At 36.2% G+C, this 12739-nt stretch carries 14 protein-coding genes; 9 read left to right on the top strand and 5 right to left on the bottom strand.

From position 1 onward, the window contains the following. Window positions 1-2: 2 nt before the first annotated feature. From A8L32_RS05165 to A8L32_RS05155, 3 genes are all read right to left on the bottom strand, one after another. Window positions 3-515, bottom strand: coding sequence for a hypothetical protein (locus A8L32_RS05165; protein ID WP_066628446.1), 513 nt, complete (start codon window positions 513-515; stop codon window positions 3-5). Between the two features lie 200 nt (window positions 516-715). Next, complete coding sequence (gene rocD / locus A8L32_RS05160) at window positions 716-1942, bottom strand: ornithine--oxo-acid transaminase (protein WP_233145456.1); 1227 nt, start codon at window positions 1940-1942, stop codon at window positions 716-718. Between the two features lie 333 nt (window positions 1943-2275). Then, the gene (locus tag A8L32_RS05155; protein ID WP_066628443.1) at window positions 2276-4708 is read right to left on the bottom strand and encodes a TonB-dependent receptor; all 2433 of its coding nucleotides are present in this window, start codon (window positions 4706-4708) and stop codon (window positions 2276-2278) included. 127 nt (window positions 4709-4835) lie between these two features. Between A8L32_RS05155 and A8L32_RS05150 the strand changes: the two genes are divergently transcribed. The 3 genes from A8L32_RS05150 to A8L32_RS05140 are packed head-to-tail and all read left to right on the top strand — an operon-like array spanning window position 4836 to window position 6711. Continuing rightward, on the top strand, window positions 4836-5792 hold the full coding sequence (locus tag A8L32_RS05150; RefSeq protein WP_066628436.1) for an NAD(P)-dependent oxidoreductase: 957 nt from the start codon (window positions 4836-4838) through the stop codon (window positions 5790-5792). A gap of 54 nt (window positions 5793-5846) precedes the next feature. Beyond that, window positions 5847-6272, top strand: a complete 426-nt coding sequence (locus A8L32_RS05145; RefSeq protein WP_066628433.1) for an arsenate reductase/protein-tyrosine-phosphatase family protein — start codon at window positions 5847-5849, stop codon at window positions 6270-6272. A gap of 31 nt (window positions 6273-6303) precedes the next feature. Further along, entirely contained in the window at window positions 6304-6711 is a 408-nt protein-coding gene (locus tag A8L32_RS05140) for a secondary thiamine-phosphate synthase enzyme YjbQ (protein ID WP_066628429.1), read from the top strand. Window positions 6712-6761: 50 nt separating this feature from the next. Here A8L32_RS05140 and A8L32_RS05135 read toward each other — a convergent pair whose 3' ends face one another. After that, the gene (locus tag A8L32_RS05135; protein ID WP_083631188.1) at window positions 6762-7448 is read right to left on the bottom strand and encodes an HAD family hydrolase; all 687 of its coding nucleotides are present in this window, start codon (window positions 7446-7448) and stop codon (window positions 6762-6764) included. 183 nt (window positions 7449-7631) lie between these two features. On the opposite strand from A8L32_RS05135, the gene A8L32_RS05130 reads away from it, so the two are divergent. From A8L32_RS05130 to A8L32_RS05115, 4 genes are read left to right on the top strand one after another with little or no spacing between them, the layout of a single operon-like run. After that, complete coding sequence (locus A8L32_RS05130) at window positions 7632-8291, top strand: B3/B4 domain-containing protein (RefSeq protein ID WP_066628426.1); 660 nt, start codon at window positions 7632-7634, stop codon at window positions 8289-8291. A gap of 5 nt (window positions 8292-8296) precedes the next feature. Further along, entirely contained in the window at window positions 8297-9058 is a 762-nt protein-coding gene (locus tag A8L32_RS05125; protein ID WP_066628424.1) for an MBL fold metallo-hydrolase, read from the top strand. 22 nt (window positions 9059-9080) lie between these two features. Next, entirely contained in the window at window positions 9081-9623 is a 543-nt protein-coding gene (locus tag A8L32_RS05120) for a hydrolase (protein WP_066628421.1), read from the top strand. A 2-nt stretch (window positions 9624-9625) separates the two neighbouring features. Then, entirely contained in the window at window positions 9626-10540 is a 915-nt protein-coding gene (locus tag A8L32_RS05115; protein ID WP_066628418.1) for a carbohydrate kinase family protein, read from the top strand. On the opposite strand, the gene A8L32_RS05110 is transcribed toward A8L32_RS05115, so the two are convergent. Continuing rightward, window positions 10530-11444 (bottom strand): tRNA-dihydrouridine synthase family protein, encoded by a 915-nt coding sequence (locus tag A8L32_RS05110; protein WP_066628417.1) that lies wholly within the window; start codon window positions 11442-11444, stop codon window positions 10530-10532. The genes A8L32_RS05115 and A8L32_RS05110 overlap by 11 nt on opposite strands. A 166-nt stretch (window positions 11445-11610) precedes the next feature. On the opposite strand from A8L32_RS05110, the gene A8L32_RS05105 reads away from it, so the two are divergent. Both A8L32_RS05105 and A8L32_RS05100 read left to right on the top strand, forming a co-directional pair. Beyond that, window positions 11611-12327, top strand: coding sequence for a class I SAM-dependent methyltransferase (locus tag A8L32_RS05105; RefSeq protein ID WP_233145455.1), 717 nt, complete (start codon window positions 11611-11613; stop codon window positions 12325-12327). A gap of 171 nt (window positions 12328-12498) precedes the next feature. Continuing rightward, a partial coding sequence (locus A8L32_RS05100) for a hypothetical protein (protein WP_143525021.1) occupies window positions 12499-12739 on the top strand: 241 nt, incomplete at its 3' end.

Genomic DNA, 12739 nt, shown 5'->3' with positions numbered 1-12739 from the left:
CTCTACTTCCCCAAACTCTTCTTTACTTCCTTATTTAGGATTATATTTGCTAATATTCGTGGAGCTACCTCGTAACCGAAACGTTTGAATTTATCTACCACTTCATTAAAGTCAACATCTTTTTGTTTGACCAAGGTCATTAACTCATCCAACTGAGATTGACTTAACTCTTTACGAATGGCTTTTTCTATGGGTTTAGAGGTACTTGAAGTCTTTTCTTTTTTATCAAGCTTCTCAATGGGTTCTGCTAGACCAAAGGTCTCAATTTCCAGAATAATGGTTTCGAGCACATCAGCACAGGCCTTTTTTATAGATTCTACATCACCTGTAGTATCTCGTAAGGACCAACTATTATTTTCAAATTCTATTTCTTCAATCTGCTTACGCTTCAGATTTCCTTCTCCAAGTATAGAATCTAACACAGCTATAGTACCCTTCTTCCAGCTGTTTAAATCAAATTTACGTTCGTCTATTTTCTTTAATCTATGATGCAGTAACGCTAAGCTTTTTTCCATGATGTGAAGTATTTATTTAGTCAAACAAAAGATAGGTAGATTATTATTACGCACCAAGTTATTGAAAACAATAGTTAGCTCGCAATCGGTCAATAGACAATAGCCATTAGTAAAACAACCTAAAAAATGAAAAGCATTGCTCACGTAGAACAATGCTTTTCATATCTAATATTTTAACCCATCAAAAGGCTCTTTCTTCTTTACTCAAACTGAGCAAAAGTATCTTTTATAATTTGTAACGCTGCTCTTAGTTCTTCTTCGGTAATAACCAATGGCGGAGCAAAACGAATAATATTACCATGGGTTGGCTTGGCAATTAATCCATTCTCCTTCATAGCCACACACACATCCCAAGCTGTTTTTCCCTTTTTAGGTTTAATAACAACTGCATTTAAAAGACCTTTTCCGCGCACCAACTCAATCATCTCTGAATCAATACTACTTAACTCAGTCCTAAAAATCTCTCCTAAACGAGTTGAATTCTCTTCTAAGTTTTCATCTTTTATAACCTGCAATGCAGCAATAGCCACTTTACAACCTAGCGGATTTCCACCATAAGTTGAACCATGTTCACCTGGCTTAATGCATAACATGATATCATCATCAGCCAATACAGCGGACACAGGAAATACACCTCCCGAAACTGCTTTTCCTAAAATCAATACATCAGGACGAACGTCTTCGTAATCGCAAGCTAACATTTTACCTGTACGTGCAATTCCTGTTTGCACCTCATCGGCAATAAATAATACATTATTGGCCTTACATAAATCGTAAGCTTTTTTCAAATAACCATCTTCAGGCACATAAACACCTGCTTCTCCTTGGATAGGCTCTACTAAAAATCCTGCTACTGTTGGATCTGATAATGCTTGCTCCAAAGCTGCAATATCATTATATGGAACTACTTCGAAACCCGGTGTATATGGCCCAAATCCTTTGTATGAATCTGGATCGGTTGACATGGATATAATAGTTATAGTACGGCCATGAAAGTTTCCATCACAGACTATAATTTTAGCTTCATTCTCTGCAATACCTTTTTTCGTATATCCCCATTTCCTACATAGTTTAATAGCTGTTTCATCAGCCTCAGCACCTGTGTTCATAGGCAATACCTTATCGTATCCAAAGTATTTGGTTATATATTCTTCAAACTCACCCAATACGCTGCTATAAAAAGCACGCGAGGTTAAAGTTAGCTTCGAAGCTTGATCGGTAAGTGCTTTAATAATTTTAGGATGACAGTGACCTTGATTTACTGCCGAATATGCCGAAAGAAAATCGTAATACTTTTTACCATCGGTATCCCATACAAAAATGCCTTCTCCTTTATCTAAAACCACTGGTAGCGGATGATAATTATGCGCTCCAAATTGGTCTTCTCTATCAATATATTCCTGTTGGGTCATCTGAATATTACTCATTACTATATCGTTTTTATTATTGTTTCGCGAACGCTAAAGGTATAAAGAATACCACATTCGAGTTGATGAGAAATATCAGCTTAGTTGATTTCTATTTTAGAATTACCCCTTTTACATTATAATGCATCGCTCCGCATATTTTTACTCGTCCTCCACTATACCATATGCGTCCTGTCAAAGATCGCCTCGTCCTCCTACTTCAACACCTCGTCCTCCTTGGGAGGACGTATGAATTAACCTGGAGGATCAATATTTTTAAAGGAGGATTAACTTCTTGTACGGGAGGATCTCCCAAAAGCTAAGCAAATAGCTTTTCAATGAACAGCTCAGTAATTAGAATCTGGTTACAATCTTTAAATTAAGCCTGCGAGAAGTTAAATAATTAGGCACGGCATATTGGCGATTATTCACATCGGTTACCCAAAAGTAGGAAATAGTATTATTGATATTAAATAAGTTAAATACCTCAAGACCGATCCAAAGATTTTTAAACACCCCTATTTCGCGGGTTGGATGTAACTGCGAACCCGTTATTTCTTTGGAAAAACCAATATCTACCCTACGATAAGCTGGCATGCGATTAATAGCCATATAACGTGGTGAACGCGGAGGTCCGAAAGGCAAACCCGTTCCGTATAAAAAGTTAAGGTTTACTTTAAATGATGGGTTATTTCTAAAATAATCCTGCAACATTATACTGAAGTTTAAGCGTTGGTCGGACGGTCGTGGAATATATCCTGGATAAATGGTTTCTCCATCTCCATTAACATACGAATCATCAGCTATATCTTCTTCCGTTTGCATCAGTGAAAGACTTGCCCAAGACTCCACGCCCTTAACAAACTCGCCATTTATTTTCATATCTATACCAGCCGCATAGCCTTTGGCATTATTCTCTGCCGAATATCTTATTCTCACATTATCTATATGATAAGGAATCAGGTTAGTCATCTTTTTATAATACAGCTCGGTGGCATATTTAAATGAACGTTCGTTCAGCTTAAAATAATAGTCGAATCCAGTTACAAAATGTATCGATTTTTGCGCTTTAATATCGTAATTAATTTCTCCTTCAGGTGTGCGGTATTCCTTATAAAAAGGAGACTGATAATAAATACCGGTGGCTAGTTTAAAACGAAAATCACGCTCCCATTCAGGACGCAACAAAAAGCTCACTCTTGGACTTATCAATAGCTCATTATTAAAATCCCAATAATTGGCTCTAATACCTACTGCAACATCTAAATTCGCATCACCTATTGCAAAACGTTTATTATCTTGTACAAAAGCGGTAAACCTATTGGATGAGATATCATTTTCGGCATTATAAGCATATACTAAATCCAATTTTTCTGGGTTAATCGGAATACTATAATCTGCCGAATCTCGCATCTCCCATTCGTTAATGATATCCGAAAAACGTTCGTGTTGATATTTTACCGACCACTCAATATGATTATCATTGACTCTATGAGCTCCTCTAAAGGCCACATTAGTAATTGCTCCAAACAAATAATTTCGAGCATGTTCGTGATAAGTACCTATTCCAATTCCAGTTGCAATTTTGTCTTCTCCTGGAACATAATCTTCATCCTCAAGACCATGAATCCTGTATTGTCCAATTATATCAAAACTTTCATCCTCCGAGGTGCGATACCCCGAAACGATCATCTTATAAGTATTGTTGCTATTGGGCGAATAATCAATCGAACCTGCAGCAAAACCCGTTAAAAATCTATCCTCTTCCTCTCCCTCGAAATAAATACTTAATTTTTTAGCTTCGTTAATCGTTCCAAAAGAAGTTTGTCTATCAACAGGTTTAAAATTGTATTTATTCTGCGATATATTTCCTAAAAAACCTAAACGCCATTTATCATTCAGTCGATAAGTCATGTAGGTTTGAACGTCAAAAAAGGTGGGATTATAATCGCCTGTAACATCCGTTGAGCTCAATAAATATTTATTGGTTTTATAACGCACTCCAGTAATATGTGTAAACTTGCTATCCTTACTGGCTCCTTCTACATGCGCATTGGCTCCTAGCAAACTAACAGAAGCACTTCCTGCAAACGAAGTTGGCCGCTTATATTTAATATCCAGTACCGATGACATTTTATCGCCATACCTAGCATCAAATCCACCTGCTGAAAACTGAATATCTGAAACCAATTCAGGGTTTACAAAACTCAAACCTTCTTGCTGACCCGACCTAATTAAAAAAGGACGGTACACCTCAATATCATTGACATAAACCAAGTTTTCATCAAAATTTCCACCTCGTACTCTATATTGCGAACTCAACTCATTATTTGAAGTAACACCCATTTGTGTTTTCACTAGCGCTTCAATACTACCGCCTGTAGCATCGGGCAAACCAGAAGATAACTTTGAATCAATGGCAGTAAAATTTTGATCTCCTTCTCTATTGGCTTTTACATCTACCGTTTCTATCGATTCTGTTTTCCCTGATAGAGAGATGGACAAGTTCGATTGAGCCGTTTTTTTATCCAATACAAGTTCATGAACCTGAAAACCTATTCTACTAAACACTAAAACAACTGGAAACTTTGCTTTTACTTGTAAGGTGAACTCCCCTTTATCGTTAGAGATGGCTCCACCAGGATTTCCTTTTATCGAAACATTAACCAGCTCCAGCAATTCGCCTTTAGCTGATTTCACCACACCATTAATTTCAACTGCATTTTGCGCCTTAAGCATAAATACACAGCTTACACAGAAGAATAAAAGAAGAATCTTTTTAAGCATATATTAGAATTGTTACCAGCTAGATTTAAATATAATAGTTCTAGGACAAAAGTAAGCAACTGATACAATTATCCTTTCTAAATCATTATAAAAACGATAGATTTACTTTTTTATTACACATTTAGTTATGAAGAAAATTCTGGTAACATATAAAATCCCAAGCACTGGCTTTGATGAACTTGGAGGTGATTATGAGGTTATTTTTCCGAAAGGTGATAAAATAAGTGAAGAAGAAATTAACGAACACATTGGTAATACCGATGCTATTGTATCTGTTTTTGGTCACGCCTTAAGTAAGGAAGTTATAGACCGCGCTCCTCAACTTAAAATTATTGCCAACTTTGGGGTGGGTTACGATAATGTGGATATTAACTACGCCTCAGAAAAAGGAATTGTGGTTACCAACACGCCAAACCCTGTTACCGAACCTACTGCCGAATTAGCCATGGGCCTGATGATTGCTGCAGCTCGAAAAATAGGTTCGTTAAATAATAAATTAAGAACAGCCGAAGGAGTAAGTGTAGGTGTAATGAAGAACCTAAGTACTACGCTCACCGGTAAAACACTTGGCATTATTGGCATGGGTGCCATTGGCCAAGCCTTGGCTCGACGCGCCCTAGCCTTTAACATGAAAATAATATATCACAATCGCAGACCTCTGTCATCGGAAATTGAAACACAATACCAAGCAAGCAAAATTCCTTTTAAGGATTTACTTAAAACTGCTGACGTAGTGTCCTTAAATACGCCTTTAACTGCAGAAACCAAACACTTGATCAGTCATGATGAATTGGAATTAATGAAATCTAGCGCTTTTATTATAAACACCGCAAGGGGGAATGTAATTAACGAAAACGACTTAATTAGCGCACTTAAAGCAAGTAAAATTGCTGGGGCTGGACTAGATGTTTACGAAAACGAACCGCATATACCAGAAGCTCTATTAGCCTTAGATAATGTGGTAGCCACACCTCATGTAGGAACTGCTACAATGGAAACTCGAGAAGAAATGAGTATGCAAGTGAGTGATAATATTAAAAAATTCTTTGCAGGAGAATTGGTTGAATGCGTTGTAAATGCCTAACTTTAATTTTACATTCAATTAAAAACCTAGGTTACATTTAAATATTAGCTCGATATGAAAAAAATATTAGTCTTCACCGCAAAGAATTCGGCCCGCTCGCAAATGCTTGAAGGCTGGTTAAGTTACTACCTAAAAGGAAAAGCAGAAGTAGTAAGTGCAGGAACTCACATAGAACCGATACAAATGTTGGCACAAAAAGCTATGATTGAATCGGTGATTGATATTAATAAAAGCAAGTCGAAAAGCATCACAGAATTTACCCATGATATTTTTGAATTTGTAATTATTGCTGATAGTTCTTCGCCGGAGGAAATTATTTTAAGTCACGAACCTCAAAAAGTTATTTGTCATCCTTTTAAAAACCCTGGTTTAGCGGAAGGAACAGATAAAGAGAGATTGTTGTCGTACAGAGAGGTGTGCAACGAAATTGAAGATTATGCCATGGAATTTGCCATGAAGAATTTTAACATCTTGCAATAATTGTTACTTTTAGCTGCATAAAACAAAATTCATGGTGCAACAAAAACTATTACGCTTACCTGAATTCCGCAGAGGTTTTCATTTAATAACCAGCTTTATTGAATCTAATCTTAACTTGCCCGAAACAGGTTTACTCAACTTGTTTTTGCAGCATACTTCGGCTGGTTTAACCATTAATGAAAATGCGGATCCGTCGGTACGTGTCGATTTTGAAACCATCATGAATAATGCAGTCCCTGAGAATCTTCCTGAATATACCCACACTTTAGAAGGAAGTGATGATATGCCTTCTCACGTAAAATCGAGTCTTATTGGCTGTTCGTTAAGTATTCCAATTACCAATGGTGAGCTAAACCTAGGAACCTGGCAAGGCATTTACTTTTGTGAGTTTCGTAATTTTGGTGGTCATCGCAATCTTGTGGCTACCATCTATTCATAAAAAAGGATGACTCGGTTGGAGGCATCCTTCAATATTTTAAATATTTCCTACTAGCTTCTAAAATAACCCTCTACATAAGGATACAAACTTTTTGTATCTGGCAATACAATATCCGCCCCTTCTTTTGCCAATATCTCATCTTCCAGAATACCTGTATTTACGGCAATCGTAGTTATTCCTGCTGCTTTTGCAGAACGCACTCCCAAAGGAGCATTTTCAACTACCAAACATTGTTTAGCATCAAAACCACAACCTGCCACAGCTTTTAGGTAAGGCTCTGGATCTGGCTTTCCTTTAACCACATCTTTGGCACTAATAATTTGATTTAAGTCAATACCAAAGTCACCATTCAGGCGGTCTAAAAGTGTGGGTTGTTTCGAACCTGTCACTACCCAAACCTCTTTTCCTTGTTGCTTAAATAAATCAATCAGCTCCTTCATCATAGGCATCATTTCAGCCTCAGAAGCCATTCCCATTAATCGTACTTTTTCGTTATACACACGCTCCTTATCTTCTTGCGTGGCTTCTCTATTTAGGTGCTCTTTAAAAACACAACCAATGGTTTCATGTCCTGGCCTTCCCTCGTACATATAAGCATCGTAAGCTGGAAAATCAATTCCCTCCGCCTTAAAACATCCTACCCAAGTTGCTTCATGGTTTTTCATGGAATCGTATAAAACTCCATCCATATCAAAAATCACACACTTTAAATCTTTCGGAATAACAGTATTACTCATATCAATAAAAATATAGCATTGTTTAATTTCTAAACTCGGGCAAAAAGTTTCGAATATTAGTTTCAACAAAAGAAACTAAAAAAACACTAAAACAAGAATAATACACATCATTACTGCTTTACTTATTTTAAGGCGAACGATAAATATTTACCTTTGCCTTTCGAATCTGTAAAAATCCATTATATGGCAACAATTTCTATCGCATCTGAAATTAAAAAGGTATTACCCCAGATTAAATTAGGATGTATTGAAGCATCGGTAAGCATTGAACCAAGCTCTGATGAACTAAACCAATGGATGAATAAACAGCTTGAACAAATTCAAGTAGCATTAACTCCAGAAACAATTAGACAAACTAGCACAGTAAAAGCAACTAAAGATGCCTACAGAGCCTTAGGTAAAGACCCCAATAGGTATCGTCCTGCAGCAGAATCGCTGATGCGAAGAATTGCAAATGGCAAAGGTTTATACCAAATATCAAATGCGGTAGATGTACTGAATTATATATCTATAAAAACAGGCTTATCAATTTGTGGGTATGATGCACATTTGATTGATGGAGATATTTGCCTTGGCATAGGTAAAACGGACGAACCGTACGAAGGCATTGGCAGAGGAGCCGTAAACATAGAAGTACTGCCAGTATTCAGGGATGAGAATGGTGCTTTTGGAACACCTACCAGTGACTCTACAAGAACTATGATTACCGAAAAAACAACAGATATACTATATATATTAATGAGCTTTGATGGAGATAGTGAATTAGAAAATGCACTCAACGAAACAGTTGAGCTTTTAACCACACACAGCAAGGCTACAAATATTAATACCTACTATATTTAATTTTTATGATTCAAATATGTGCGTTAGCTTCGGGGAGTAACGGAAACTGCTACTACATTGGCAACGAGGAAGAAGCTATTATTATTGATGCGGGAATAAGCAGACGCAAGATTATTGAAAGAATGAAAGCCAGAGGTTTAGACCCTCTAAAACTAAAGGCTGGTTTTATTACACACGAGCATCGTGACCATTATCAGGGAGCCAAAATACTCAGTCAAAAGCTGAATATTCCTTTTTTTCTTTCTGAAAAGACTTTAAGACGTGGTCATTACACCATGCAACCTACGTATGTAAACACCTTTGAACCTGGACAAAAGATTACTGTGGGCTCAATTACGGTGCATTCGTTTTTAAAGAAACATGATGCTGAAGAGCCATGCAGTTTTAGGGTGGAAGCAGGCAATTATAATATTGGTGTTTTTACGGATATTGGCGAAACCTGCGAAAGAGTGAATAATGAAATTAACCAATGTGATTATCTATTTTTAGAATCGAATTATGATGATGATTTACTTGCTGCGGGTAGATATCCTGATTACTTAAAACGAAGAGTTTCTGGAGAATATGGTCATTTATCGAACAAACAAGCAGTAGAAGTCATAGAAAATCATGCCTCCGAGAATTTAAAAATGATATTTTTGTCACATATTTCGGAAGATAATAACCGAGGCGACATTGCGATGAATGCTTTTAAACATTTATCCGATAAATACGATATAAGATTAACCTCGAGATATGATGCAACCGAGGTAATTAACATAGAATAAAATAACCATAGACAAATATACAATGCGAATCCTTAAAGACAACACAGTAGGACTTGTGGTAGATATTCAAGAAAGATTATTCCCACACATTCACGAACACGAGCAACTAAAAAAGAACATTGAGATTTTAGTGGAAGGACTAAAAGCTCTTGGTGTACCTATGTTGGTTACCGAGCAGTACAAAAAAGGTCTGGGAGAAACCATTCCAGGAGTAGCCGAAAAAGTAGCGGATTGTCCTGCTTTTGAAAAAACTGCTTTTAGCTGCTGCGATGATGAGCCTTTTATGCACAAGTTTGAAGAAGAAGGTTATAAAACGGCCATCTTATTTGGTATTGAAGCGCACATCTGCTTAATGCAAACTGCTATCGATTTAAAAACTGAAGGTTACCGACCTATTGTTATTGAAGATTGTGTGGGCTCAAGAAACCCTGAAAACAAAAGAATAGCTATCAATCGTTTATTACAAGAAGGCATTATTGTTACAAGCTACGAATCTATTCTATTCGAACTTTGTCGTTTTGCAGGTAGCGATACTTTTAAAGCTATTTCTAAACTTGTAAAATAGAGATGAGAAGAGTTTTTGGTTTAGGGGAGACCGTTTTTGATATCATTTTTAAGAACGGGCAACCAGTATCTGCAAAAGCAGGAGGTTCGGTTTTAAATGCCATGGTTTCCTTAGCTCGATTGGGTCACCAGTGCTGTTTTATCAGTGAACTAGGCCATGATAAAGTTGGCGATATTATAGTTGATTTCCTGAACCAAAATAACATTAACAGTTCTTACTTACAAAGATATAACCATGGTCAGAGTGCTTTGGCCATGGCTTTTTTAAATGCCCAAAACGACGCCGAGTACGATTTTTATAAAAACTATCCCGAAGAGAGATTAACACTTCCTTTACCAGAATTTGAAGAAGGTGACATTTTTCTTTTTGGTTCTTCTTACGCTGTATCACCTGTAATTCGTAGGCAAGTAGTTAAAATTGCTGAGCACGCTAAAAAATGCGGTTGCACTATCATTTACGACCCAAACATTAGAAAAGCCAATAAGAATAATCCTTCCGAAACCTTAGAATTTATAAAAGAAAATATGGAGTTGGCCGACATAGTAAGAGCCAGCAACGAAGATCTCTGTAATATTTTCAACACCAGCAATAGTGAAGATAGCTATGCTAAGGTTAATCCTTATTGCACTAATTTAATCTACTCAGCTAATGCTAAAGGAGTTTATATCCATTCCAATAATTTCGCTAATCATTATTCCGTTCCAACCATCAAAACCATAAGTACAATAGGTGCTGGCGATAACTTTAACGCGGGAATTATTCATGGTTTACTTAAGCTATGTTTAAACAAACAAAGTCTAGCTGGTTTAAACGAAAATCAGTGGAATCAATTGGCTGATTGTGGAATTCAACTAGCAACAGATGTTTGTATGAGCATGGATAATTACATTAACGAAGGATTCACCCTTAGCCAATAGTTTCTAACCTTAACAAGTTACTTTTAAAATCTAGGTATTTTTGATAATCCCCTACTCTTCTCATTTTACGATAAATACGCTGTCCTCCATCTAAAAACTGCGATGGGTACTCCCAAAAACATTTTAGTTGATTAAGAATTTGATGATCACTAAAACCAAACTCCTGCAGCTGAGTTAAAAATTCTTCATGAAGCTTTTGTATGGTATCTTTCCAATCTAACTCTGGTATTAACATACACGGATTTATTAAAAGTCCCCGCCCAATCATCCAGGCACTCACTTCCGGAAAACGAAGTTTTAAATCATCCAATACAGCAAAAGAAGTTATATCTCCATTTCCAACCAACGAATAGTCTTTATTTATTTCTTCAAAAGCATCCCAATCTGGCGTTCCTTTATATTTTTGCTTACCTAAACGCGAATGCATAATCACTTCCTCTAACGGAAATTCTTTTAACACTTCAAGCACAGCTATAAACTCGCTTCTCTCCAATAATCCAAGACGCAGCTTTACTGATAATTTTAGTGGCAAACCTGCTTCAAAATAAATAGACAACATCCTTCGTATCCTTTCGGGATAAGGCAACAGCCCCGAACCTAACTGCCTATTAACTACCATCGGAAACGGACAGCCAAGGTTTAAATTAATTTCATCAAAACCTCTTTCATATATCAGCTTGGCAAAATCTACTAACTCCTCACCTTCGTTAGTAAGCACTTGTGGTACAATTGGAATATCCAAGCGATAAAATAGTTGGTCTTCAATTTCAAAACAACCATTTTTTTCAACACGGTAAAATGGGGTAAAATATTTATCAATCCCACCAATAAATTTATGATAAGCTAGATAGTATGGAAGAGTGGTAAAACTTTGTAAAGGAGCAAAGTAAATAGATGTATCCAAAGCGTAGAAAAAATAAAAGCAGATTCGCAAAAACTGCTTTTAAAAAATTAAGTCTATTTCCCAATTAGCGAATTTTGAATTACAAATGTACAAAATATTACATAACAACGTAATAACAAATTGAATTTAGTATTTTTGCTCGCCAATTATCATTAAACTAATCACATTGAATTTAGAAACTGACGCATTAGGAGCGGCTTGCCGAGATTATATGGACGGCAATAAATCTGCAGAAATCATTGTTCAATCAAACATTGTTGAAGATGATGTTCTACCTGTTGAATACCTTTTTAGGTCGTTTAATGAAATGCCAGAACTCGAAAAGAAAGCCCTAACGCTGAGTAAGGGAAACATCCTTGATGTAGGAGCAGGAGCAGGAAGTCATGCTTTATGCCTACAACAAAGCAATAAAACAGTATATGCCAACGAAATAAGCAACTCAGCCTGTTCGGTAATGCGTCAAAGGGGTGTTAAAAATATTATTGAAGACGATTTCTATAATTTACCCGAGGATAATAAATACGATACCATACTTATGCTGATGAATGGTATTGGCATTGCACAAGAAACAGGGAATTTAAAGAAATTCTTTGCGAAAGTAAAATCACTACTTAACCCTGATGGATGCTTACTAGTAGACAGCTCAGACATCAGATATTTATTTGAGGATGACGACGGTAGTATATTAATCAACTTAAATGATGATTATTATGGCGAAATTACTTATCGCATGAACTATAAAGATATCAAAGGGAAATCATTTAAATGGTTATTTATCGACGATGAGCTACTAAAACACCATGCCGATAGAAACGGTTTTAAATTTGAAAAGGTGGCAGATGGCCCTCATTACGACTATTTAGCCAAGCTATCAATAAAATAGCTAGGTTTTATCTAAGCATTTGATTCATTTACAAACATTTTGAATCTTATATTGAAAATAAAACGTATTTTTAAAGCTATATCTCACAACAACTTTTCTTAAAAAAAGAAATCTATTTTTAATAAATTAATCATACCACTCGGGGAATTGTGGTAACAAAATATTAGTCAAATGAAGAAGTTAATTTCATTATCTATTTTTTTAATTGTTGGACTTACAGTTTGGGGACAAGCTCCAACTATTAGCGATTACAGTCCTGATCGAAATATCGCAGGAGTATTAATAAACCAACAACTAGTTCTTTTATTTGATCAAAATATCCAGTTTGCTTCTGGCGTCATTAGAATAAGAAGAGTCTCTGATTCAAGTATATACGAATCATTTGATGTAGATGGTATAGATTCAGACTCTA

Origin of the sequence: Labilibacter marinus (assembly GCF_001659685.2) — a bacterium.
Taxonomy (GTDB): Bacteria; Bacteroidota; Bacteroidia; order Bacteroidales; family Marinilabiliaceae; genus Saccharicrinis; species Saccharicrinis marinus.
This window is presented reverse-complemented; position numbering and strand designations above follow the sequence as displayed.

What these genes read in the sequence shown, in the direction of transcription:
- A8L32_RS05165 (WP_066628446.1), bottom strand. Translation starts at nt 515, where the DNA reads ATGGAAAAAAGCTTAGCGTTACTGCATCATAGATTAAAGAAAATAGAC.
- rocD (WP_233145456.1), bottom strand. Translation starts at nt 1,942, where the DNA reads ATGAGTAATATTCAGATGACCCAACAGGAATATATTGATAGAGAAGAC.
- A8L32_RS05155 (WP_066628443.1), bottom strand. Translation starts at nt 4,708, where the DNA reads ATGCTTAAAAAGATTCTTCTTTTATTCTTCTGTGTAAGCTGTGTATTT.
- A8L32_RS05150 (WP_066628436.1), top strand. Translation starts at nt 4,836, where the DNA reads ATGAAGAAAATTCTGGTAACATATAAAATCCCAAGCACTGGCTTTGAT.
- A8L32_RS05145 (WP_066628433.1), top strand. Translation starts at nt 5,847, where the DNA reads ATGAAAAAAATATTAGTCTTCACCGCAAAGAATTCGGCCCGCTCGCAA.
- A8L32_RS05140 (WP_066628429.1), top strand. Translation starts at nt 6,304, where the DNA reads ATGGTGCAACAAAAACTATTACGCTTACCTGAATTCCGCAGAGGTTTT.
- A8L32_RS05135 (WP_083631188.1), bottom strand. Translation starts at nt 7,448, where the DNA reads ATGAGTAATACTGTTATTCCGAAAGATTTAAAGTGTGTGATTTTTGAT.
- A8L32_RS05130 (WP_066628426.1), top strand. Translation starts at nt 7,632, where the DNA reads ATGGCAACAATTTCTATCGCATCTGAAATTAAAAAGGTATTACCCCAG.
- A8L32_RS05125 (WP_066628424.1), top strand. Translation starts at nt 8,297, where the DNA reads ATGATTCAAATATGTGCGTTAGCTTCGGGGAGTAACGGAAACTGCTAC.
- A8L32_RS05120 (WP_066628421.1), top strand. Translation starts at nt 9,081, where the DNA reads ATGCGAATCCTTAAAGACAACACAGTAGGACTTGTGGTAGATATTCAA.
- A8L32_RS05115 (WP_066628418.1), top strand. Translation starts at nt 9,626, where the DNA reads ATGAGAAGAGTTTTTGGTTTAGGGGAGACCGTTTTTGATATCATTTTT.